The sequence below is a fragment of the Solidesulfovibrio carbinoliphilus subsp. oakridgensis genome, assembly GCF_000177215.2.
Classification (GTDB): domain Bacteria; phylum Desulfobacterota; class Desulfovibrionia; order Desulfovibrionales; family Desulfovibrionaceae; genus Solidesulfovibrio; species Solidesulfovibrio carbinoliphilus.
On the sequence record NZ_CM001368.1, the window covers coordinates 3,621,877 to 3,644,849 of the forward strand.

Annotated in this window: 26 protein-coding genes; 19 read left to right on the forward strand and 7 right to left on the reverse strand. The window is 65.3% G+C overall.

The genetic code is table 11. From position 1 onward, the window contains the following. Positions 1-106: 106 nt before the first annotated feature. A complete protein-coding gene (locus DFW101_RS15795; RefSeq protein WP_009182532.1) occupies positions 107-484 on the forward strand; it encodes a response regulator transcription factor in 378 nt (125 codons plus the stop codon). A 10-nt stretch (positions 485-494) separates the two neighbouring features. Here the strand turns inward: DFW101_RS15795 and DFW101_RS15800 are convergent, their stop codons facing one another. From DFW101_RS15800 to DFW101_RS15820, 5 genes are all read right to left on the reverse strand, one after another. Continuing rightward, positions 495-1,226, reverse strand: coding sequence for a response regulator (locus DFW101_RS15800; protein ID WP_009182533.1), 732 nt, complete (start codon positions 1,224-1,226; stop codon positions 495-497). Positions 1,227-1,308: 82 nt separating this feature from the next. Then, positions 1,309-1,608, reverse strand: a complete 300-nt coding sequence (locus tag DFW101_RS15805; protein ID WP_009182534.1) for a DUF4911 domain-containing protein — start codon at positions 1,606-1,608, stop codon at positions 1,309-1,311. Next, a complete protein-coding gene (locus tag DFW101_RS15810; protein ID WP_043642999.1) occupies positions 1,605-2,675 on the reverse strand; it encodes a M24 family metallopeptidase in 1,071 nt (356 codons plus the stop codon). The genes DFW101_RS15805 and DFW101_RS15810 overlap by 4 nt, the downstream gene beginning before the upstream one ends. A gap of 130 nt (positions 2,676-2,805) precedes the next feature. Beyond that, positions 2,806-4,185: a protoporphyrinogen/coproporphyrinogen oxidase gene (locus DFW101_RS15815; RefSeq protein ID WP_009182536.1), complete on the reverse strand. Its 1,380-nt coding sequence runs from the start codon at positions 4,183-4,185 to the stop codon at positions 2,806-2,808. 116 nt (positions 4,186-4,301) lie between these two features. Continuing rightward, positions 4,302-4,580: an RNA recognition motif domain-containing protein gene (locus tag DFW101_RS15820; protein ID WP_009182537.1), complete on the reverse strand. Its 279-nt coding sequence runs from the start codon at positions 4,578-4,580 to the stop codon at positions 4,302-4,304. A gap of 526 nt (positions 4,581-5,106) precedes the next feature. Between DFW101_RS15820 and DFW101_RS15825 the strand changes: the two genes are divergently transcribed. Next, a complete protein-coding gene (locus DFW101_RS15825) occupies positions 5,107-5,877 on the forward strand; it encodes a tetratricopeptide repeat protein (protein WP_009182538.1) in 771 nt (256 codons plus the stop codon). 174 nt (positions 5,878-6,051) lie between these two features. Here DFW101_RS15825 and purU read toward each other — a convergent pair whose 3' ends face one another. Next, the gene (gene purU, locus DFW101_RS15830; protein ID WP_009182539.1) at positions 6,052-6,909 is read right to left on the reverse strand and encodes a formyltetrahydrofolate deformylase; all 858 of its coding nucleotides are present in this window, start codon (positions 6,907-6,909) and stop codon (positions 6,052-6,054) included. A gap of 232 nt (positions 6,910-7,141) precedes the next feature. Between purU and ald the strand changes: the two genes are divergently transcribed. From ald to DFW101_RS15870, 8 genes are all read left to right on the forward strand, one after another. Then, positions 7,142-8,248 carry an alanine dehydrogenase gene (ald, locus tag DFW101_RS15835; protein WP_009182540.1) on the forward strand — a complete coding sequence of 369 codons (1,107 nt, stop codon included), beginning with the start codon at positions 7,142-7,144 and terminating at the stop codon, positions 8,246-8,248. Between the two features lie 172 nt (positions 8,249-8,420). Then, on the forward strand, positions 8,421-9,587 hold the full coding sequence (locus DFW101_RS15840) for an ABC transporter substrate-binding protein (RefSeq protein ID WP_009182541.1): 1,167 nt from the start codon (positions 8,421-8,423) through the stop codon (positions 9,585-9,587). Between the two features lie 151 nt (positions 9,588-9,738). Beyond that, positions 9,739-10,662, forward strand: a complete 924-nt coding sequence (locus DFW101_RS15845; protein ID WP_009110318.1) for a branched-chain amino acid ABC transporter permease — start codon at positions 9,739-9,741, stop codon at positions 10,660-10,662. Between the two features lie 20 nt (positions 10,663-10,682). Continuing rightward, on the forward strand, positions 10,683-11,762 hold the full coding sequence (locus DFW101_RS15850) for a branched-chain amino acid ABC transporter permease (protein WP_009182542.1): 1,080 nt from the start codon (positions 10,683-10,685) through the stop codon (positions 11,760-11,762). 3 nt (positions 11,763-11,765) lie between these two features. Then, complete coding sequence (locus tag DFW101_RS15855; protein WP_009182543.1) at positions 11,766-12,533, forward strand: ABC transporter ATP-binding protein; 768 nt, start codon at positions 11,766-11,768, stop codon at positions 12,531-12,533. Further along, the gene (locus tag DFW101_RS15860; protein ID WP_009182544.1) at positions 12,533-13,261 is read left to right on the forward strand and encodes an ABC transporter ATP-binding protein; all 729 of its coding nucleotides are present in this window, start codon (positions 12,533-12,535) and stop codon (positions 13,259-13,261) included. Before DFW101_RS15855 ends, DFW101_RS15860 begins: the two co-directional genes overlap by 1 nt. A gap of 473 nt (positions 13,262-13,734) precedes the next feature. Continuing rightward, a complete protein-coding gene (locus DFW101_RS15865) occupies positions 13,735-14,898 on the forward strand; it encodes a hypothetical protein (RefSeq protein WP_009182545.1) in 1,164 nt (387 codons plus the stop codon). Between the two features lie 156 nt (positions 14,899-15,054). After that, positions 15,055-15,447, forward strand: a complete 393-nt coding sequence (locus tag DFW101_RS15870) for a diacylglycerol kinase (protein ID WP_009182546.1) — start codon at positions 15,055-15,057, stop codon at positions 15,445-15,447. A 15-nt stretch (positions 15,448-15,462) separates the two neighbouring features. Here DFW101_RS15870 and DFW101_RS15875 read toward each other — a convergent pair whose 3' ends face one another. Next, on the reverse strand, positions 15,463-15,747 hold the full coding sequence (locus DFW101_RS15875) for a sll1863 family stress response protein (RefSeq protein ID WP_043643001.1): 285 nt from the start codon (positions 15,745-15,747) through the stop codon (positions 15,463-15,465). Positions 15,748-16,058: 311 nt separating this feature from the next. On the opposite strand from DFW101_RS15875, the gene DFW101_RS15880 reads away from it, so the two are divergent. The 9 genes from DFW101_RS15880 (at position 16,059) to rplW (ending at position 22,971) form a co-directional block, all read left to right on the forward strand. Then, positions 16,059-16,676, forward strand: coding sequence for an outer membrane beta-barrel protein (locus tag DFW101_RS15880; protein WP_009182547.1), 618 nt, complete (start codon positions 16,059-16,061; stop codon positions 16,674-16,676). 188 nt (positions 16,677-16,864) lie between these two features. Then, positions 16,865-17,236, forward strand: a complete 372-nt coding sequence (gene rpsL / locus DFW101_RS15885) for a 30S ribosomal protein S12 (protein WP_009110311.1) — start codon at positions 16,865-16,867, stop codon at positions 17,234-17,236. A 24-nt stretch (positions 17,237-17,260) separates the two neighbouring features. Beyond that, entirely contained in the window at positions 17,261-17,731 is a 471-nt protein-coding gene (gene rpsG / locus DFW101_RS15890) for a 30S ribosomal protein S7 (RefSeq protein WP_009110310.1), read from the forward strand. 18 nt (positions 17,732-17,749) lie between these two features. After that, positions 17,750-19,822, forward strand: coding sequence for an elongation factor G (gene fusA / locus DFW101_RS15895; RefSeq protein ID WP_009182548.1), 2,073 nt, complete (start codon positions 17,750-17,752; stop codon positions 19,820-19,822). A 68-nt stretch (positions 19,823-19,890) separates the two neighbouring features. Beyond that, positions 19,891-21,084, forward strand: coding sequence for an elongation factor Tu (tuf, locus tag DFW101_RS15900; protein WP_009182549.1), 1,194 nt, complete (start codon positions 19,891-19,893; stop codon positions 21,082-21,084). Positions 21,085-21,088: 4 nt separating this feature from the next. Then, positions 21,089-21,406, forward strand: a complete 318-nt coding sequence (gene rpsJ, locus DFW101_RS15905; RefSeq protein WP_006920465.1) for a 30S ribosomal protein S10 — start codon at positions 21,089-21,091, stop codon at positions 21,404-21,406. A gap of 11 nt (positions 21,407-21,417) precedes the next feature. Next, positions 21,418-22,050, forward strand: coding sequence for a 50S ribosomal protein L3 (rplC, locus tag DFW101_RS15910; RefSeq protein ID WP_009182550.1), 633 nt, complete (start codon positions 21,418-21,420; stop codon positions 22,048-22,050). Between the two features lie 11 nt (positions 22,051-22,061). Next, positions 22,062-22,694, forward strand: a complete 633-nt coding sequence (rplD, locus tag DFW101_RS15915; RefSeq protein WP_009182551.1) for a 50S ribosomal protein L4 — start codon at positions 22,062-22,064, stop codon at positions 22,692-22,694. Further along, positions 22,681-22,971: a 50S ribosomal protein L23 gene (gene rplW / locus DFW101_RS15920; RefSeq protein WP_009110305.1), complete on the forward strand. Its 291-nt coding sequence runs from the start codon at positions 22,681-22,683 to the stop codon at positions 22,969-22,971. Before rplD ends, rplW begins: the two co-directional genes overlap by 14 nt. The last annotated feature ends 2 nt before the right edge of the window (positions 22,972-22,973 follow it).

Consider the following 22,973-nt stretch of genomic DNA (forward strand, 5'->3'; position numbering starts at 1 on the left):
GAGGCGGGGGATTGTTGACGCCGTTGTCGTGGCAGTCTATCAATAAAAGTATCGGTTTCCTTTTCGAAAACCCCATGCCGTGCAAACCGTTCCGGGAGGCCGCCCCGTGAAAACCGTACTGGTCGTGGACGACGACCCGAGCATCCGTGCGCTGATTCGCCTGTATCTGGAGGGAGCGGGCTATGCCGTGATCGAGGCGGCGGACGGGCGGCTGGCCATGTCGGCCCTGGCCGGGCAGCCCGTGGACCTGGTGGTGCTCGATATCTTCATGCCCGAGATGGACGGCCTGGAGGTGCTCCAAGTGCTGCGCGACCAGTGCCAGTCCTGCAAGGTCATGGCCATATCCGGCGGTTCGGCCAAGATCGGCCTGGACCTGCTGGACCATGCCACCATCTTCGGAGCGGACGCGGTGCTGGAAAAGCCTTTCGGCGCGGCCCGGCTCCTCGAAAAGACCGCCGCCCTGATCGGCACGGCCGCCGGCTGATCCGTCCACCTCAGCCGGCGAAGCCTCTTTGGGCCCGGGCCAGGAGTTCCCGGGCCAGGGCCATGCAGGTGGCCGCCGCCGCGGCATCGCCCTGGCCGCCGGCCAGTTCCAGGGTCCTGGCCGCCTGGCCGAGGTCGGCGAATCCGTAGGACAGGGCCGCCCCCTTGAGCTTGTGGCCCTGGGCCCGCACCACTTCCAGATCCTCGGCTTGCAGGGCCCGCCGGGCCGTATCCAGGGTTTCGCCGGCCGTGGCGAAAAAAAGCGGCAACAGCGGCCGCAGCATGTCCGCGTCCGGCCTGTCGGCCGCCTGGAGCGAGACCGGCGGTTGCGGGGCCGGCCTCGTCCGGGGGGCGTTTTCCCCCAGATGCCGGGCCACGGTGTCGAGCACCAGGGCCTTGCCCACGGGCTTGACCAGGAAGTCCGTGCACCCGGCCGCCTCGCACCGCAGGCGGAATTCGTCCAGGCCGTAGGCCGTCAGGGCCAGGATGGGAACGGGCGGCCCGGGCCGGCCGCGTTCCATGGCCCGCATGGCCCGGGTGGCCTCGTAGCCGTCCATGACCGGCATTTCCAGATCCATGAAGACGAGGTCGTAGGGCGCGGCCGCGAACAGGGCCACGGCCTCGCGGCCGTTTTCCGCGTTGTCCGTCCGGTAGGGGCCGCCGAGAAACAGGCGCATGAGCGCCAGATTGTCGGCGTTGTCGTCCACCAGCAGGATGCGGGGCCTTTGGGCGGTGCTGGGCATGGGCAGGTTCCCGGTTGTGGGTGGAGGGTGCGCGGCGGGCGCGCCCCGAGTCCAGCAAACCTCGCAAGGATCCTGGCCGTACTTAGACAAGCGGGGAACGGTTGGCAACCCCGAAATCGGCCGGCCGCAGGCAGACGGCCGCTTCCGGACAGACGGCGGCCAGGTCCCGGACAAAGCCCTCCACCCGGCCGGCCGCGTCCGGGGCATAGGTCAGGCGCACCACGGCCGCGAACCGGTCGACCACGGTCGGCAGGGCCAGGTTGTCCTCGGCCTCGAGCAGAAACCGCAGCATGGCCACGTGGCGCGGCAAAAGGCGCACGTAGAGCCGGGCCGAGGTCCGGGGCGGGACGTAGGGCGGCTGCCGCCGGGGACGCCGCCTCACAGGGTCTCGCAGCCGTCTTCGGTAATGAGGGCCATGTGCTCCCACCGCGCCCCGCCCCATTCCGGATAGTAGAGCCCCGGCTCCACCGTCACCACCATGCCGGGGGCAAGCGTCCCGTCGGCGGCCGGATTGAGGCTTGGGCCCTCGTGGGTCTCGAGGCCCACGCCGTGGCCGAGGGAGTGGGTGAAATGCGCGGCCACGCCTTCGGCCTCGAAGACCTGTCGGGCCAGGGCGTGGGCGGCACGAAACGGCAGGCCCGGGCGCAGGCCGGCCAGGGCCGCGGCTTGGGCCCGCTTGACCCGGTCGAGCATGGTCAGGAACCGGTCCGGCGGATTTTTCCCCACCCAGACCGTGCGGGTCTGGTCCGAGCAGTAGTCGTCGCGCCGGCCGCCGACATCGACCAGGACCAGGCAGCCGTCGGTGATGACCGTCCGGCCCGGGATGGCGTGGGGCAGGGCCGCGTTGGCGTCGACGGCCACGATGGGGGCGAAGGCCAGCTCGCTGGCCCCGAACTCCCGGAAGAGCTTTTCGATCTCCCAGGCCGCCTCGGCCTCGGTCCGGCCGGGCACGAGCACGTCCGGCAGGCGCTCCATGACCGCGTGGTTGACCGCGGCCGAGCGGCGCATGCGCTCGATCTCGGCCGCGTCCTTGATGAGCCGCAGGGGCTCCACGGCCTGCCGGACCGGGGTCAGGCCGATGTGGGCCGACAGGTGGGCGTGGGTTTCGAAGGGCATGGACGCGGCCTCGAAGGCCAGATGGACGAGGCCCCGTTCCCGGAGAAAATCGGCGATGGTGGCGAACCGGCCGCTGCCGTAGATGCAAAGGTCGGCCTCGGGCCACAGGCGAAGGGCCGCGTCGCGGTAGCGGGAGTCGGTGAAAAGGGCGTCCCGGCCGTTTTCCGCCACGACGAGGCAGCCGGCCGATTCGTTGCACTGGGGATCGTGCAGCTCGAAGCCGGAAAGATAGAACCGGTTGGCCGCGTGGGTGACGAGGAGGGCCTGGTGGCCCATCGCCGAAAGCCGCTGCCGCAGCCGGTCGCGCCGGGCTGCGAAAATGTCCTGGTCCATGGTCGTGGTCACGATGTCCGCCCGCTCCTTGTCCGTTCCGGCGTTTGGTTCCCTGGGTCGGGCAGTGCCGCCCATGGCCGGTGGTGTTTCAGATCGGGCGGCGTCCGTCAACCGGCCGGCCCCGGCCGGGTCACAGGGTGTAGACCGTTTCCCGCGAGCCGGCCACCATCCGGTCGGCCCACTCCACGCCCTGCATGAGCGAATGGTCCATGTTGCCGACCTCGTACTTCCAGCCGCCGAACCGGCCCCGGGAAAAGATGCCCATGGCCTCCAGGGCCGGCTGGATGAGGCCGAGGGCGGCGTCGCGTTCCAGGCAGGGGATGGGGTAGGCGTAGTCCACGGCCATCTCCCAGGTGGAAACCAGCCGGCCGGCGTCGTCCGGGGCGGTCAGCGTGGTGGCGGCCAGGCCGGCCACGGTCCGGTCGAGGAGGGTGGCCGGGTCCTCGGGCTTGTAGCCGGAAAAGCTGGTCTCGGTCATGAGGGCCCGAAGCCTTGGCCGCATGCCGTCCGGGTCCGGGGTATTGAAGGGCGAGTAGTTGTGGAAGTTGGTCACCCGGTAAAAGGGGCAGTCGCTCTCCGGGAAATACATCCAGCACCGGGAGTCGGGCGGGGCCCCGTCGAAGCCGAGGCCGTGGATGAAGGCACCGTTGTGCTTGAGGCGGCCCGCCGCTTCGATAAGGGCCGGGGGGGCCCCGACGAGCTGGTCGGCCACCAGCCGGTCCAGGGGCCCGGTCGAGAGGAGCCGGCCGTAGGTGATGGTCTCCCCCGAGGCGGTGCACACGGTTTTGGCGGCCGGGTCGATGGAGACGACGGCCGCGCCGAGGCGGATGCGGTCGGCGAACCGGGCGGCCAGGCGGCGGAAGATCTCGCCCGTGCCGCCGCGAAGCGGAAAGGAGAAGGTGTTATTGGGGCCCCAGGCCACGTCGTCCGCGCCGAAGATGATGTTCTTGATCACCCGGCCGGCATCGACCACGGACACCCGCTCGCCGATCCAGCGGTGGGACATGGCCTCGGCCGGGTGGGCCCAGACCTTGAAATTGTAGGGCACCATGAAGAGCCGGGCGATGCCCGGGCCGAACACCCGGTCGATCCAGGCCCGGAAGTGGGCCGGCGCGTCCGGATGGACCCCGGCGGCGGCGTCGCGGCCGGCGGCCAGCAGGCCCTCCACGCACTCCCAGGCCAGCTCGGGGGGCAGGCGGCGGATGTTGTTCTGGAAGGGGTAGGGCACGAAGGTGCCGGCCACCCGGATCCAGGACTCGCGCTGGTGGCGCAGGACCGCCTCGCCCAAAAGCTCGTCCAAAAGCCGGTCGAAGAGGCCGTAGTGGGAAAAGACCACGTGGCCGCCCACGTCCCAGGTGAACCCGGCCCGGTCGGTGAAGCTGGCGGCCAGGCCGCCGACGTGGGCGTGGCGCTCGAGGACCAGGAAGTCGTTTTCGCCGTGCCCGGCCAGCCGCCAGGCCGCGCCAAGGCCGGTCGGCCCGGCGCCGATGATCAGAAATTTGACGTGCATGCATGCCTCCGCAGGGATCGGGAAGAAGAAGCAAGATATAGGCCAGTCGCGGAGAAAAAAAGTCCCGGGGCCGCCTGGAAAAGGCGGCCCCGGGGGAAAGACGGTTCGGGGGCGGTCTACCAGGCCTGGCGGCGGGGAGGCCGGGCCTCGCGGGGCTTGGCCTCGTTGACCTTGAGGTTGCGGCCCTCGAAATCGGCCCCGTCCAGGGACTTGATGGCCTCGTCGGCGGCGGCGTCGTCGTCCATCTCCACGAATCCGAAGCCGCGCGGTTTGCCGGTTTCGCGGTCGGAGATCAGTTTGACGGATTGGACTTCGCCATAGCGGGCGAACAGGTCGCGCACGCTGTCCTCTGTGGTGCGGAAAGGCAGGTTGCCAACGTAGATGTTCTTGGACATGAGACACGGACTCCCAAGCGGTTGACGTCAGTGCGAACACGAAGCGTCTACGGAGGTCCGTCGGACAACAAACCGCCGGCTACGCTCCTTCCCAGGACGATTCCATCGGCCGTGCGGCCGGAATGGCCCGATAGTTGGAGTGCATCCGTCGGTTTTGGCATCGAGGCGGTGTAAAACGGTCGGCGCGCACTCTCTTGCAACTCCAGAGGCGAGTCGTTCGCGAAAGTCCGCAGGCGCCGTTCCGTTCCAGGCGCGGGAAGCCTTGCGGCTTTGGCGAAGATGCAAAAAAATAGCGAAACCCCGATAGGCTGGCAAGGGAAAAATGTTCCTTTCCCGTGTTTCAACCTGGAATGCTTACCGGTCTTCCGGAATATTCCGGCCATGGCCCGGCCGTGTCCCGGCTGTGATGGCGGCCGGCGGGACGATGCGGCCCGGGTGCCCGGGCCGGGGTGCGTTTGGCGGCCAAAAGTGGTACAAGGCGTGGCCGCTGCAAAGGCCCGGGCGCGGCAGGGGATGGAGGAAGGTCATGGCGCAGACGTTTCGCACCGACCGGTTCGCGGTGGCGGTTTCCCTGCGGGAGTCCTACAAGACCGGCTTTGGCGGCACCACCACGGAAAGCGAGCGGATCCTCTACTATTACGCGGAAAAAACACCCGAATCCGGCATCCAGGTCCAGGCCCTGAACGCCAACAGCGTGCCAAGCGGCGAGAAGACCGTGGTGGCGGAGGCGGAATTTTTCGAGCGTTACAAGCCCGAGCCGCTCATCTATTACAATCAGGTCAAGCCCCGGATGGAGGCGATGCTGGCCGAGCTGGCCAAGGGGGAGAAGCATCTGGAGGCCGGGCGCACGGACAAGGCCGAGGCCGCGTTCGGGAAGGCGCTCGCCTACGACGCCGAGAACCTGCGGGCCATCTTTGGCCTTGGTAACGCCTATCTCACGGCCGGCAAGATGGAGGAGGCCCGGGAGATCTTCGAGAAGATCATGTCCCTGGACCTGGCCTTCGGTCCGGAGAACAAGTTTCTCTTCAACGAGTTCGGCATCCGCATGCGCAAGCACGGGCTCCTCGACATGGCCCGGGCCTACTACGAAAAGGCCCTGGCCGCCTCCGAGGCCGACGAGAACCTGCACTTCAACCTCGGCCGCATCCACTTCGAGAGGGGGAATTTCGCCGAGGCCGTGGTCGAGGCCGACCGGTGCCTGGCGATAAACCCGGGCTTCATCATCGCCGCCAAGCTCAAGCGGGCGGCCGAAAAGGCGGCCAGGGCGGCCCCGGCCCCGCCGGCCGACCCGGCCTGACCGCCGGGCGCCGCCGCATCGAGCGCGGGCAGTCGCGGCAGACCGGCGCCGGCAACGCTCTTCCGGACATCCGGGCGGTCCGTCCCCTCTGCGGGATTCCAAAGGGCGCCAGCCCTTTGGCCGCCGGAGGCTTCCCTTTCGCTCCTGGCCCCCGCTCGCCCGGCCCTTGTGCGGCTAGCGGAACACCACGGTCTTGTTGCCGAACACGATCACCCGGTCCTCCAGGTGCCATTTGACGGCCCGGGCCAGGACGTTGCGTTCGAGATCGCTGCCTGTGGCCTTGAGGTCGGCCACGGAAAAGCGGTGCGTCACCCGCGCCGTGTCCTGCTCGATGATCGGGCCGGCGTCGAGTTCGGCCGTGACGTAGTGGGCCGTGGCCCCGATCAGCTTGACCCCCTTTTCGTGGGCCTGGCGGTAGGGATCGGCCCCGACGAAGGCCGGCAAAAACGAGTGGTGGATGTTTATCACCCGGTGCTCGTAGGGCCGCAGGAAATCCCCGGACAGGATCCGCATGTACCGGGCCAGGACGATGAGGTCCGTATTGTCGCCCAAAAGCTCGGCCATCTTGGCCTCGGCCTCGGCCATGCCCCCGTCCCCCACCGGCACCGCATGAAACGGCACGCCGAAGCCCTCGACGCTGGCCCGCAGGTCCTCATGGTTGCTGACCACCATGGCGATGTCGCAGGGCAGCTCTTTGCGGGCGAACCGCCACAAGAGCTCCATCAGGCAGTGGTCGTGGCGCGACACGAACAGCGCCGCCCGCTTGGGCTCGTCGGAATACGACAGCCGCCAGTCCATGGAGAACCGGCCCCCGACCACTTCGCCGAAAGCCGCCTCCAGGGCGCTGCGGGAAACATCCATATAGGGCGTGTAGAACTCCAGGCGCAGGAAGAACGTTCCGCCCTCGGGGTCGGTGGAATGCTGGTCCAGATCGATGATGTTGGCGCCGTGGGTATAGAGAAACGTGGTCACGGCCGAGACGATGCCGGGCCGGTCGGGGCAGGTGATGCAGAGTCGGGCGGTTGCGACCATGGGGGTATCCTTTGTGTGGAATCGCCGTTTGCGGGAAACGACGGGGAAAAGGCCATAACCCAGAACGGTTTTTGACGCCAACCCGGTCCCGCCAAATATTATTCGGACAATATTGTCATTTTCCGCAAAATCATTTACGTTGGACCCACCTTTCCGAGCGCGCCCCCGCTTCGAGCGCGCCTTGGCCGAAGGGAAGCCCAACTTTAGAAATCGTTCCCAACGAGGTGCGCTCATGATCATTGGTATCCCCAAGGAAATCAAAACGCTGGAAAATCGTGTCGCCATGACCCCGGGGGCGGTCGCGTCGCTGGCCCGCCGGGGGCACACTGTGCTGGTCGAGGCCGGCGCGGGCCTGGGATCTGGCCTGTCCGACGAGCAGTACGCCGCGGCCGGGGCCAAAATGGTCGATGCGGCCGGGGCCTGGGGCGCGGACATGGTGATCAAAGTCAAGGAACCGATTGCCAGCGAGTACCAGTACCTGCGAAAGGGCCTGCTTCTTTTCACCTATTTGCACCTGGCCGCCGACCGGCCGCTGACCGACGCGCTGCTGGCTTCGGGCACCACCGGCGTGGCCTACGAAACCGTGCAGCTCCCGGACGGCACCCTGCCGCTCTTGGTGCCCATGAGCGAAGTGGCCGGCCGCATGGCGCCCCAGGTCGGGGCCCACGCCCTGGAAAAGTCCCAGGGCGGCCGGGGCGTGCTCCTTGGCGGCGTGCCGGGCGTGCCGCAAGCCTCGGTGGTGGTGGTCGGCGCCGGCGTGGTCGGGTCCAACGCCTGCAAGCTGGCCGTCGGCATGGGCGCCCAGGTGACGGTCCTGGACGTCAACCACGCCCGCCTCCAGTACCTGGACGACATCTACCAGGGCCGCATCGTGACCATGGCCAGTAACGAGGCCAATATCCGCAAGGCCGTCACCTACGCCGACCTCCTGATCGGCGCGGTGCTGATTCCCGGGGCCAAGGCCCCGCATCTGGTCACCCGGGACATGCTGCCGACCATGAAGGAAGGCTCGGTCATCGTGGACGTGGCCGTGGACCAGGGCGGCTGCGTGGAGACCATCAAGGCCACCACCCACGCCGCCCCGACCTACGTCATCGACGGCGTGGTCCACTACGGCGTGGCCAACATGCCCGGCGCCGTGCCCCGCACCTCGACCTACGCGCTTTGCAACCAGACCCTGCCTTATGCCCTCAGGCTCGCGGCCAAGGGCCTGGACGCCCTGCGCGAGGACTGCTCCCTGGCCCTTGGCCTCAACACCGTTGCCGGCAAGCTGACCTTCGCCGGCGTGGCCGAGGCCTGCGACCTGCCGCTGACCGCCCTGGCCGACGCCCTGGCCTAGATTGTCCAATGATTGCGCCCGGGCGGACCGCACGCCGCCCGGGCTGGCCGATTCACAAAAATGTGGTTTGGCCCGGCCGGGGGGATTCCCTTTGGCGGCAAGTTGAGGTATTGCCTCTGAACCTGAAGTCCTTGTGTAAGTGCTTGAAATTGACTGCAAACAGGAGGCGTGCATGAAAAGGTCCTGGCTGATTGCCCTTTTTCTGATTCTCGGCATGGCTGCTCCGGCCCGCGCGGCGGACACCATCAAACTGGGATTTAACATCCCGTTGACCGGCGACATTCCGGATGTCGGCGAATCGTCGAAGAACGCCGCGGAAATGCTCAAGAAAAAGATCAATGACGCGGGCGGCCTCGATGTTGGCGGCAAGAAGTACAAGGTGGAGTTCATCTACGAGGACAACGAGTCCAAGGCCGAATCCGCCCTGTCCGCGGCCAGAAAGCTCATCACCCAGGACGGCGTCCTCGGCATGGTCGGCCCCCAGTCGAGCAAGCAGGCCGTGCCGGCCGGCGAAGCCGCCAATGACCTGAAGACCCCGATGATGGCCCCCTGGTCCACCAACCCCAACACCACCAAGGACCGGCCCTACGTCTTCCGCGGCTGCTTCCTCGACACCTTCCAGGGCCCGACGGCCGCCAAGTTCGCGACCGAAGAGTTCAAGGCCAAGAAGGCCGCGGTCCTCTACGACATCGCCTCCGACTATCCCAAGGGCCTGGCCGAGGACTTCAAGGCCGCCTTCGAGAAGATCAACGGCCCCGGCTCGGTCGTGGCCTTCGAGACCTTCACCACCAAGGACGTCGACTTTTCCGCCCAGCTGACCAATATCGCCAAGTCCGGCGCGGACGTCCTTTTCGTTCCCCAGTACTACAACGAGGTCCCGCTCATCGTGAAGCAGGCCAAGTCCATGGGTTTCAACAAGCCCGTGCTCGGCAGCGACTCCTGGGGCTCCGGCGACCTGATGGGCCTTTGCGGCGACGACTGCAAGGGCAACTTCTTCGTCACCCACTACGCCGCCGCCGGCGCCAAGGGCAAGACCAAGGAGTTCATCGACGAGTACACCAAGCTCTACAAGAAGACCCCCGACGACGTGGCCGCCCTGACCTGGGACGGCGCCAACCTGATGCTGTCGGCCATCCAGTCCATGGGCGCCCTGTCCGGCGACATGGCCAAGGACCGCGAGGCCCTGACCAAGGCCATGGCCGGCATCAAGAAGTTCGAAGGCATCACCGGCGACATGTCCTACCCGGCGACCGGGGCCCACGACCCGATCAAGTGCGCCGTCATCGTCAAGATCGACGACGCCGGCAAGTTCGCCTTCTACAAGTCCGTTTGTCCCTAGGCACCGTCCTGAACGCGCTGGCCGTGCGGCCGGCGCGACCAGCCGGCTTCCCCCCGACCGGGGAAGCCGGCTGCAAACCCGAGCATCCAGGCCAGACAGCCTGGCCGTTTGCGGCCGGGCGGGGAAACCGTAGCGCCAAGGGGGTCTTCCGTTGCTGCAAAGTCTTTTGCAAAATCTTTTGAACGCCCTGCAGTGGGGAAGTTTCTACTCCCTGATCGCGCTTGGCTACTGCCTGGTCTACGGCGTGCTCCTGCTCATAAACTTCGCCCACGGCGACATCTTCATGGTCGGGGCCTATATCGCCTTTTTCGTGTGCGCCTTTTTCCTCGGCAAGTTCGGGGCCATTCCGGGGCTGCCCGGCTGGCTGGTCCTGACCTTGGCCGTGCCGCTGACCATGATCCTGACCGCCGCGGTCGGCGTGACGCTCGAGCGCATCGCCTACCGGCCGCTGCGGCGCAAGGGGGTCAACCGCCTCTACGTCGTCATCACGGCGCTTATGTGCGGGCTGATCCTGGAAAACGGCAACCTGGCCCTGCTCGGGGCCAGCCGCAAAAGCTTTCCCACCCTCATCCCGACCAAGGTCTTCGAGGTGGCGGGCGTCAGCTTCACCAACATCAAGCTCATGGTCATCGGCGTGGCCATCCTGTCCTTTCTGCTGCTCCATTTCATCGTCACCCGGACCAAGATCGGCATGGCCATGCGGGCCATCTCTTATGACCACTTCGCCGTGCCCCTGATGGGCATTCCTGTCGACACGGTCATCGTCTTCACCTTTGTTCTCGGTTCCGGGTTCGCCGGTCTGGCCGGCCTCTTTTTCGCCATGACCTATCCGGTCATCGACCCCTACATGGGGGCGCTGATCGGATGGAAGGCCTTCATCGCGGCCGTGGTCGGCGGCATCGGCTCCATTGCCGGGGCCTTTGCCGGCGGCTTTCTGCTCGGGTTCGTGGAGATCATGGTGGTGGCCTTTTTCCCGTCCACCTACCGGGATCTCATCGCGTTTTCGATCCTGCTCCTCATCCTGTCCATCAGGCCCACCGGACTTTTCGGCGTGGCCCGGCGGACCAAAATCTAGGGCCGGCAAGGGGGATACCGATGAAGCGCCTGACCGTTCCCGTCCTGCTGGCCGTCCTGCTCGGAGTGCTTCTCTGGGTCAGCATGACCGGAGTGTTGAACGTCTACTGGCAGTCCGTGATCATGTTCATGGGCATCAACATCATCCTGTCGTCGAGCCTCAACATCATAAACGGCAACATGGGCGAGTTTTCCTGCGGCCATGCCGGCTTCATGGCCGTTGGCGCCTACGTCTCCTCGGTCTTGTCCGTGGCCCTTTTCACCAAGAGCGCGGCCTTTGGCGGACCGCTTCTGCCGCCGGATCTGGCGGTGTGGCTGTTCCCGGTGATCCTTTTGGCCGGGGCCCTGGCCGCCTCGGTGGTGGGGCTTCTCGTCGCCATTCCGTCCTTTAAGACCCGGGGCGACTATCTGGCCATCATCACCATCGCCGCCGCCTACATCGTCAAATCGACCATCGAGAACATCGGCATCATCGGCGGGGCCCGGGGGTTCATGGGCATGGGCGGCGTCATGTCCGCCATGACCGCCACGGCCGACCTGCCCTGGATCATGATCTGGGTCTTTGTCGGCACGGTCTTTTCCGTGTGGCTGATCCGCCGCTTCATCTACTCGACCTTCGGCAAGGGCGTGGACGCCATCGCCCAGGACGAGATCGCGGCCGAGATCATGAGCGTGAACACAAACCACGTGAAGCTGGTGGCCTTCATGGTCTCCTGCGGCCTGGCGGGCCTTGCCGGCGGGCTTTTCGCCCACATCCTCGGCTACGTGAACCCCGGCACGTTTACGATCCTCAAATCCACCGAAATCATGGTCATGGTCTATCTGGGCGGCATGGGCTCGCTTTCGGGCTCGGTCCTGGCCGCCATCCTCATGACGCTTCTGATCGAATACCTGCGGGACGCCTTCGGGTTCATCAACTCCTTTTTGCACTTCGTCTCCGTCATCCCGGATTCCTACGAGGTGACGCAGGTCTGGAAGTGGGTGCTGATCCCGCTTCTGCTCGTCCTTCTGATGCAGTTTCGGCCGGAGGGCATCATGGGCCGGCGGGAACTGTCCGACGTGTTCCCGGGACTGCGAAAATTCTACAAGTTCAAGGGGTAGGCCGTGGCGCTGCTGGACGTAAATGAAATGACCCAGTACTTCGGCGGGCTGTGCGCCGTGTCGGAGTTTTCAGTGGCCCTTGACGAGGGCCAGGTCGTGGCGCTTATCGGCCCAAACGGCGCGGGCAAGACCACGGTCTTCAACCTCATAAGCGGCTTTTACACGCCGACGCGGGGGGAGATCCTTTTCAAGGGCCGGTCCATCAAGGGCTTAAAGCCCCACGAAGTGACCGCCCGGGGCATCGCCCGCACCTTCCAGAACATCCGGCTGTGGTTCGACATGACGGTGCTCGACAACATCCGCATCGCCCAGCACCACGCCCTTGGCTACGGTATTTTCGACTGTTTCCTGCGCACCCCGCGCTACATGAAGCGCGAGCGCGACATCGAGGACCACGCCATGGAGGTCCTCTCGCGCCTCGGGCTTCGGGACGTGGCCGGGGAATTCCCGAAAAACCTGCCCTACGGCGTGCAGCGGCTGGTGGAGATCGCCCGGGCCCTGTCCATAAAGCCCGCCCTTTTGATGCTCGACGAACCGGCGGCGGGCTTAAACTCCTCCGATGTCGAGGGGCTGATCCGGCTTATCGGCGACATCCATAAGGACTACGGCCTGGCCATCTGGATGATCGAGCACCAGATGGACGTGGTCATGAGCCTGTGTTCGTGGATCAAAGTCATCGATTTCGGGGCCACCATCGCCGAAGGCACGCCGACGGCCATCCAGAACAACCCCGAGGTCATCAAAGCCTACCTGGGAGACGATACAATCTGATGCTGCTCTCCGTTTCCAACCTCCGGGTCAAGTACGGCAACATCGAGGCCCTGCACGGCATCTCCTTCCATGTGAACCGGGGGGAGATCGTGACCCTTATCGGGGCCAACGGCGCGGGCAAGACCACAACGCTCCTGTCCATCATGCGCCTGCCCCCTCCCGAAGCGCCCAAGGTGGTGGAAGGGGACATCCTGTACGAAGGCGCCTCCATCCTCGGCATGGAGCCCCACGACGTGGTCCGAAAGCTCCACATGGATCTCTCTCCGGAAGGCCGGCGCATCTTCGGCAACCTGACGGTCATGGAGAACCTGGTGCTGGCCACCTACGCCCGCAAGGACGGGGACGACATCATCGCCCGGGACCTCGACCGGGTCTTGTCGCTTTTCCCGCGCCTGTCCGAGCGCAAGAAGCAGCGCAGCGAGTCCCTCTCCGGCGGCGAGCAGCAGATGCTGGCCGTGGGGCGGGCCATCATGACGGGCTGCGACTTCATCCTCCTCGACGAGCCGAGCATGGGCCTCGCGCCGCTGCTCATGTACGAGATGTTTCGCACGCTCAAGAAATTGAACGAGCTCGGACTGACCATTCTCCTGATCGAACAGAACGCCAAGGTGGCGCTCAATTTCGCCCACCGGGGCTACGTCCTCGACACCGGCGAGATCAAGGCCTCGGGCACGGCCGAGGAACTCAAGCACGATCCGGAAGTGAAAAAGGCCTACCTCGGCGGCTAAGGCCGGGCGACGCGCCGCCCCGAGGGGAAGAAGATGCCTCCGGCGGCCGGGAGGGGGTCACCCCCTCCCGGACCCACCCGAATGGGGTGGCCGTATGGCCGGACGCGCGGCGGGCTTTTCGCCTCTTGTCCGTTATCTGTTCTTAACCTCGCCCCGTCGCCAAAGACCACCCCTGCCACCCGCTTCCCCAACTCCCGCCCAGGGGGTCCGGGGGGGCTGGAAAATCCCCCCCGGCCGCCGGAGGCATCTTCCTTCCCCGGGATCGGAGCAGAGCCCCGATCCGATTGCCTCCCGCTTACTCCCCGGCCGGCGCTCTGCCCGGCCGGGCTTTTTTCATGGCATCTCCTTTGCTTGTAACCGACTGACGCCCGCCGCGTCGGCCGTTTCTTCCGCCAAAACGGCATGGCCCTTGCCATACCCTCCCTGGGGAGCGTCTCGCCCGGCAAAAATTTCCGCCCCCCGGGAGGTTTGGCATGAGCGTGCAATCCATCGGGCAAACCGGGAGCAACGACTGGCTGCAGCAGTTGCTCGCCAGTTACGCCAACCAGTCGTCCGCCACCGGCTCCGACTCGGCGATGTCGAGCCTGCTGTCCCTTGGCAGCGATTCCACGGACCAGACAGCGGCAACTTCTTCCGGGTCGTCCTCCTCCTCGAGCGCGGCCGGCAGCTTTAGCGACATCCTGACAGCACTCCTGGCCGGCAACGGCAGCCTGTCCTACGACATGTCGACCGGCTCGCTGACGCTCGGTGCGTCGAGCGCCTCGGGTTCTTCGGACGCCGCGACCGGGAACGCCCCGGCGCCGCCGCCCCCGCCGCCCATGGAAGGCGGGGAGGGCGCCGGCCTGACCCGGAGCGCCACGGAAACGGAAAACGACGACGGTTCGACCTCGATCACGGCCACCATGACCGATGCCGACGGCAACGTCGTCGGGACCGAAGACACCACCAAAAACGCCGACGGGTCGTTCACCTCGACCTTCACCCGGACCATGCCCGATGGCCGGACCACCACCCGCACCGTCACCGGGGAAAATACCGACGACGGCTTTACGGGCGCCAACACCCTGACCGGCGACGACGGAACCGTCCTGGCTTCCGGCACCGAAGTGACGGCCGCCGACGGCACCATGACCAGCACCATGACCCGAAACGGGCCGGACGGCGGGTCGGTGACCGAAAGCGCCAGTTACGACGCCGACGGCAACCTGATTGCCTCCACCACCACGGTGACGGCCGGCACGGCGGCCACAACCGGCGCCACGGGCTCGCCCACGGGCACGGACCTGGCGTCCGCGTCCACGGGCACGTCCGCGTCCACCGCGTCCTCCGGTTCGTCGGGCTCGTCAAGCAGCGACAACACCACCACCGTGACCATGACCTTCACCTCCGAAGGCATCGAGGAGACGACCACCGTCACCGACCCGGACGGCAATATCGTCAGCCAAAGCACCAAGGAGATCCCCTTTTCCGCCACCGCCGACGGCCAGGCTTTCGGCTCGTCCCTGCAAAAGGGGCAGGGCCTGTCCGATCTCGTCGGCCAGTACGCCTCCAGCCGCTACGGCGCAGGCCGGTACGCCAGCCAGGAAACGACGGGAAGCGACACGTCCCAGGGCTCCGGCCTGTCCGTGGAGGCCTGACGGCCGGGCCGGCCGGCCAGGAAATATCCAAGGCGGCTCCCGGGGGCCGCCTTTTTTTTGCGTGGCCGCCCAGGATCCGTGCCCCGGCGTCGGCCCGGGATTGCGGCCGGGCTGCCGCTCGGGTAGGGCTGTGGCGAGACGGGACAAGGAGGGGGGATGCGCAACAAGTTTCTGGGGACCGGGGAACCGGGCTGGAACCCCTGGCGCAAGGTCCTGGTGGTCCTTTCGGGACTGCGCTTCGCCGTGGTCTACGACGCCAGCGTGGCCTGGAAGGTGGCGGTCTCGGGCCTGGTGCTGGCGGCCTTCGCCCTTGGCGGGTCGTGGCTGAATTTCGCCCTGGTCCTGGTGGCCACGGGCCAGATGCTGGCGGCCGAGCTCATCAATTCGGCCATCGAAGGGGTGTGCGATCTGCTCGCCAACAAGGAGGACCGGCGGATAAAGGCCATAAAGGACATGGCCGCGGCCGCGGCCGGCATGGCCATCCTCTTCTGGCTGGCGGTCATCGTCTGGGAAGCGGGGCGGTTTTGGGGAGCCTGGCCGGGCTTCTAGCCCGGCCAGGCGGGCTTAGAACTTTTCCCTGGCCCGGGCCAGGGCGGCCTTCAGATCGGCCAGGGCGCTGTCAAACCCTTCCTTGAGCTCGGCCAGGGCCCCTTCGCCGCCTTTTCGCAGCAGGGTCAGCTTGTAGCGGGCCTTGTCGTATTTTTCGAGCAGGTGTTCGAGGTCGCCGGCCCAGCGGTCGAAATAGTCCGGCCCCTTTTCCCGGGCCGAAGCCCGGACCTGCTCGATCCTGGCCTTGTACGCGGCAAGCTGTTCTTCCATATCCACGCCGAACGGCTTTTTTTCGTCCATGGCGTCCTCCCTGGATCGTGGCTATGGCAACAACGATAGCGGAAGGGGAAGGCGACCGCAAGATATCCGGAGCCGTCGAGACCGCTTGCACCCCGTATCCCGGTCTGCTATTGGGGTTACAGGAAAGTTGTCCGGCGGGGCTTCCCTTCCGAGGGAGGAAATGCGGGCCCCGCCCCTGGTCAAGGACCGAAGGCGACTTATGTTGTGCTCCAGACGCGCCGGACCCCGGGGTCCCGGGGGGTCACCCCAGACGGGCCTGGACGTATCGCCAACGGAAAACGCGAAACGACGAGATTGCAAGGAGGAAGGCCATGAAGGCGCAACTGCAAAAGATCCTGGTGCTTCTGATGGCGGTGTGCATCGGCTTGGCGGCTTTGCCGGCCCGCTCCTTCGCCATCGGCGAAGCGGGCACGTTCTACGTGCAGCCTGAATTCGGCGTGTACGGGACCGGCCAGAAGGCCGTGAATTCGATCATCACCTTTGGCGGCAGCGGCGGCTACTTCATCATCGACGGCCTGTCGATCGGCGCCGAGGCCCTGGCCTATTCGTTCGACCAGAAGAAGATCAGCCGCAGCACCCCGTCCGGCAACGCGCTCTACCACGTGGTGCGCAGCGACGGCTACTCCCAGAACCCCTGGGCCTTCGGCTTCAACGGCCTGGTCAGGTACTACCCGGTCCGCACCGATACGGCGGCCTTCTTCATCGGCACCGGTATCGGCGGCCTGTTCTCGAGCGACCGCATCCCGTACTACTCCAACGGCGGGCGCGGCAGCGAGGCCAATCTGACGGTCCCGGCCGACATCGGCTTCACCGTGGCCTTCACCCCGAACATGGCCCTGGAAGTCACCGGCCGCTACCAGCGGATCGGCTTCGACAGCCACGGCCTGGACGCCTGGGGCGGCCATGCGGCCCTCCGCTTCACTTTCTAGGCTGCCAAACACATTCTAGGCTGACAAACGTCGGCAACTAGGGTAACAGATCAAGCCCTCCCGCCCGCACCGGGTGGGAGGGCTCGTTTTTTTTTCGGCCTGCCCATTGCCGCTTGACACGGCATTTTAATGGGTCTATATGCCTCTGTCTTTGCCATACACTATGATTTTCTTGAACGGAGACGGCTATGCCCACGATCAATCAACTTATCCGCAAGGAACGGGCCCAGGTGGCCAAGCGCCGCAAGACGCCCGCCCTGCAGGCCTGCCCGCAGCGTCGGGGCGTGTGCACCCGCGTGTACACCACCACGCCCAAAAAGCCCAACTCGGCCTTGCGCAAGGTCGCCCGCGTGCGCCTCACCAATGGCATCGAGGTGACGTCCTACATCCCGGGCGAAGGCCACAACCTGCAGGAACACTCCGTGGTGATGATCCGGGGCGGCCGTGTGAAAGACCTTCCCGGTGTCCGGTACCATATCATCCGCGGCACGCTCGATACCGCCGGCGTGTCCGATCGTCGCCAGGGCCGTTCCAAGTACGGCGCCAAGCGGCCCAAGTAATTTCGGTGCAAGGAGAGGACGCGTATGCCGCGTAAAGGCCCAGTTTCCAAGAGGTCGGTGCTGCCCGACCCGAAGTTTGGCAGCCATCTGGTGACGAAGTTCATCAACCGCCTCATGTATGATGGCAACAAAGGCGTGGCCGAAGGTATTTTCTACCAGGCCGTGGACGTCCTGGCTGAAAAGTCGGGCGAAGACCCCTTGAAGGCCTTCGAAAAGGCCATTGCCAACGTCAAGCCGCACATGGAAGTCAAGCCCCGCCGGGTCGGCGGCGCCACCTACCAGGTGCCCATGGAAGTCCGGCCTGAGCGGCAGCTCACGTTGGCCCTGCGCTGGCTGGTCGGGATCGCCCGGGCGCGCGGCGAAAAAGGCATGGCGGACAAATTGTCGGGCGAACTGCTGGACGCCTATCACAATCGCGGCGGGGCCGTGAAAAAGAAAGAGGATACGCACCGTATGGCGGACGCGAACAAAGCGTTTGCCCACTACCGGTGGTAGTCGCACAAGGATAGCGTCGTGTCTAAGACAGTACCCATTGAGCGGCAACGCAATATCGGCATCATGGCTCACATCGATGCCGGAAAGACGACCACCACCGAACGTATTCTCTTTTACACCGGGGTGTCGCACAAGATAGGCGAAGTCCATGACGGCCAAGCCACCATGGACTGGATGGTCCAGGAACAGGAGCGGGGCATCACGATCACCTCGGCTGCCACCACCTGCTACTGGCGCGACCACCGTATCAACATCATCGACACGCCCGGTCACGTGGATTTTACCATCGAGGTGGAGCGTTCCCTGCGTGTCCTCGACGGGGCAGTCGCGGTCTTTGACGCTGTTTCCGGCGTCGAGCCCCAGTCCGAGACGGTCTGGCGCCAGGCCGAGCGGTACCGCGTTCCCCGCATGAGCTTCGTCAACAAGATGGACCGGACCGGCGCCGACTTCTTCCGGTGCGTGGACATGATCCGCGACCGCCTCGGCGCCAAGCCCGTGCCCCTGCAGATCCCCATCGGCAACGAGGAGAACTTCCAGGGCATCGTGGACATGATCCAGGGCAAGGCCGTCTACTTCGACACCGAAAGCCAGGGCCGGGACTATGTCTACAAGGACATTCCCGAGGACCTGCTCGACGTCTATGAAGACCTGCGCCACCAGATGCTCGAAGCCATTGCCGAGGAAGACGAGGCCCTGATGGAGAAGTACCTCGGCGGCGAGGAACTGACTCCCGACGAGCTCATCGCCGGCATCCGCAAGGCGACCATCAGCCTGGCCATCTGCCCGGTCTTGTGCGGGTCCGCCTTCAAGAACAAGGGCGTGCAGCCCCTGCTCGACGCGGTGGTGGACTTCCTGCCGTCCCCGGTCGACATCCCGGCCATGGTCGGGCGCGATCCGGACAACAAGGAGCGGGAGATCGTGTGCGACTGCGATCCCAAGCAGCCGCTGGCCGCTCTGGCCTTCAAGCTCATGAGCGACCCCTTCATCGGCCACCTGACGTTTTTGCGCCTCTATTCCGGCCGGATCGAGTCGGGCATGACCGTGCTCAACTCCAACACCGGGAAAAAGGAGCGCGTCGGCCGTCTGCTCAAGATGCACGCCAACAAGCGTGAAGAGATAAAGGAAGCCGAAGCCGGCGACATCGTGGCCGCCGTCGGCATGAAGATCACCTCCACCGGCGACACCCTGTGCGCGGAAAACCGCCCGGTCGCCCTGGAGTCCCTGGACATTCCCGAGCCGGTCATCGAAGTGGCCATCGAGCCCAAGACCAAGGCCGACCGCGACCAGCTGTCCCAGGCCCTTGGCAAGCTGACCAAGGAGGATCCGTCCTTCCGGGTCAAGACCGACGAGGACTCCGGCCAGACCCTGATCGCCGGCATGGGCGAGTTGCACCTGGAGATCATCGTTGACCGCCTGATGCGCGAGTTCGGCGTCAACGCCAACGTGGGCGCGCCCCAGGTCGCCTACCGCGAGACCATCACCAAGCCGCTCAAAAACGATCTGCGCTACGTCAAGCAGACCGGCGGCCGCGGCCAGTACGGCCACGTGGTGCTCGAGATCGAACCGAAGGAAGACGGCGGCTACGAATTCGTCAACGACATCGTCGGCGGCGTCATCCCCAAGGAATACATCCCGGCCGTTGACAAAGGCATTCAGAATGCCATGAAGGGCGGCGTCATCGCCGGCTTCCCCCTGGTCGACATCCGGGCCAAGCTGGTCTTCGGCTCCTTCCATGAAGTCGACTCGTCGGAGCAGGCGTTTTTCATCTGCGCCTCGCAGTGCTTCAAGGAAGCCGTACAAAAAGCCGGCCCTGTGCTGCTCGAGCCGATCATGGCCGTCGAAGTGGTCACGCCGGAAGAGTACATGGGCGACGTCATGGGCGACTTAAACGGCCGTCGCGGCCGCATCGCCAAGATGGATTCCCGGGCCGGAGCCCAGATCATCACCGCCCACGTGCCCCTGTCCGCCATGTTCGGGTACGCCACGGACCTGCGCTCCAAGTCGCAAGGCCGGGCCACCTTCACCATGCAGTTCGACCACTACGAGAAGGTTCCGGCCAGTCTGGCCGAGGAAATAATGAAGAAGAAATAACGCCCGCGGCACATCGGGCGAGGGTGTAGCAACAACGAACCGCAAGCGCGGAAGTTCAGGGGGACGACATGGGCAAGGCGAAATTCGAGCGGAACAAGCCGCACGTAAACATCGGCACCATTGGTCACATCGACCACGGCAAAACCACGCTGACCGCGGCCATCACGCGTCTGGCCAGCATGAAGGGTTTTGGCGAGTATATTCCTTTTGACCAGATCGACAAGGCGCCGGAAGAGAAAGAGCGCGGCATCACCATCGCCACGGCCCACGTCGAGTACCAGACCGACAAGCGGCACTACGCCCACGTCGACTGCCCCGGCCACGCCGACTACATCAAGAACATGATCACCGGCGCGGCCCAGATGGACGGCGGCATCCTGGTGGTCGCGGCCACCGACGGCCCCATGCCCCAGACCCGTGAGCACATCCTGCTGGCCCGTCAGGTCGGCGTGCCCCAGCTGGTCGTGTTCATGAACAAGGTCGACCTGGTCGACGATCCGGAACTGCTCGAGCTGGTCGAGCTCGAAGTCCGCGAGCTGCTCTCCAAGTACGGGTTCCCGGGCGACGACATTCCGGTCATCAAGGGTTCGGCCCTCAAAGCCCTCGAAGCCGCCGATGTCAACAGCCCCGAGGCCGCTCCTATCTTCGAGCTGCTCGACGCCTGCGATTCGTTCATTCCCGAGCCCAAGCGCGACATCGACAAGCCGTTTCTCATGCCCATTGAGGACGTCTTCTCCATCTCCGGCCGCGGCACCGTGGTGACCGGACGCGTGGAGCGCGGCATCGTCACGGTCGGCGACGAAGTGGCGATCATCGGCATCAAGGACACGGTCAAGACGACCTGCACCGGTGTCGAGATGTTCCGCAAGATCCTGGACCAGGGCCAGGCCGGCGACAACGTGGGCGTGCTTCTGCGCGGCGTCAAGCGTGACGACGTGGAGCGCGGCCAGGTGCTGGCCAAGCCGGGTTCGATCACCCCGCACCGCAAGTTCAAGGCCGAGGTGTACGTCCTCAACAAAGAAGAGGGCGGCCGCCATACCCCGTTTTTCACCGGCTACCGTCCCCAGTTCTATTTCCGCACGACCGACATCACGGGCGTCGTGACCCTGGCCGAAGGGGTCGAGATGGTGATGCCGGGTGACAACGCCACGTTCAACGTGGAGCTGATCGCCCCCATTGCCATGGAAAAGGGCCTGCGCTTCGCCATCCGCGAAGGCGGCCGCACCGTCGGCGCCGGCGTCGTGTCGGAAATCGTGGAGTAATATCATGGTTTCCATGCAAAATGACCGCATTCGCATCAAGTTGAAGGCCTACGACTACCGCATTCTCGACAAGGCCGTGGCCGAGATCGTGGATACCGCCCGCAACACCGGGGCTGGCGTTGCCGGCCCGATCCCGTTGCCGACGGACATCCACAAGGTCACGGTCAACCGCTCCGTGCACGTGGACAAGAAGTCCCGCGAGCAGTTCGAGATGCGGGTTCACAAACGTCTCCTGGACATTATGGAGCCCACCCAGCAGACGGTGGACGCGCTCGGGAAACTGAGCCTGCCCGCCGGCGTTGACGTGGAAATCAAGCTCTAAGGAAGGTTGGCATGGCTGCCACGCTTGGAATACTCGGCCGCAAACTGGGCATGACCCGGATTTTCGGCGACGACGGATCGATCATTCCGGTCACGGTCATCGAGGCCGGCCCCTGTCCCGTCACGCAGGTCAAGACCGCGGAAAAAGACGGGTACAACGCCATGCAGATCGGGTTCGACCAGATCCCGGAACGCAAGGTCAACAAGCCCGAGAAGGGCCATCTGGACAAGGCCGGCCGCGGCTACTACCGGGTGCTCAAGGAAATCCGCCTCGACGGCCCCTCGGCCTTCGAACAGGGCATGGACGTGACCGTCGACATTTTCGCCCCGGGCGAGACCGTCAAGGTGACCGGCACCTCCATCGGCAAGGGCTTTGCCGGCGTCATGAAGCGCTGGAACTTCGCGGGTCTCAAAAAGACCCACGGTACGGAAAAAGCCCACCGCTCCGGCGGCTCCATCGGTAACAACACCGAGCCGGGCAAGGTCATGAAGGGCAAGAAGATGGCCGGCCACATGGGCGCGCGCACCGTGACCATGCTCGGCATCGAGATCGTGGACGTCCGCCCGGAAATGAACCTGATCCTGGTCAAAGGCCAGGTGCCAGGGCCCCGCAATTGCGTGGTCATGGTGCGCAAGCAGGGATAACGGGAATAACCATGGCAAACATAAAGCTCTACGACCAGGGTAACCAGGAAATCGGCACCGTCGAACTGGATCCCGAGGTCTTCGAAGTCGAGGTTCAGCCCGAACTGCTGCACCTGGTGGTCCGGGCCCAGCTGGCCGCCAAGCGCGCCGGCACCCACTCGGTCAAGACCCGGGCCTTCGTCAGCGGCGGCGGCAAAAAGCCCTGGCGCCAGAAAGGCACGGGCCGGGCCCGCGCCGGTTCCACCCGCTCGCCCCTGTGGCGCGGCGGCGCCGTCGTCCACGGTCCCGAACCCCGGGACTACACCTTCAAGGTCAACCGCAAGGTCCGCCAGCTGGCCCTGCGCATGGCCCTTTCGGCCAAGCTCGGGGACGCGTCCCTGGTCCTGGTCGACACCCTGGCCGTGCCCGAAGTCAAGACCAAGCTCATGGTCAAGGTGACTTCCGACTTCGGCTTGAAAAAAGCCTTGATTGTTCTGCCTGCTTCGGATAACAATCTCGAGCTTTCCGCCAGGAACATTCCCGGCATCAAGGTTGTCCGCGAGGACATGTTAAACGTCTACGACATCCTGCGCCACGACCATCTGGTCATGGTCAAGGATGCGGCCCTGAAGGTCCAGGAGAGGCTCGGTCATGGAGTACGCTAACATACTGCTTAGGCCCCTGGTTTCCGAAAAGGCCACGATGATCAAGGAAGCCGCCAACCAGGTGGTTTTTTATGTCCACCCCGAGGCGAACAAGATCGAGATCGCCAAGGCCGTGGAAAAGGCGTTTTCGGTCACGGTCGACGCCGTGCGCGTGGTGCGCCGCCGCCCGCTTGCCCGCTCGCGCATGGGCAAGGTGACCGGCCGGATTCCGGGCTACAAGAAAGCCTACGTGACCCTGGCGCAGGGTGATAAAATAGAGTTCTTCGAAGGGGTTTAGTC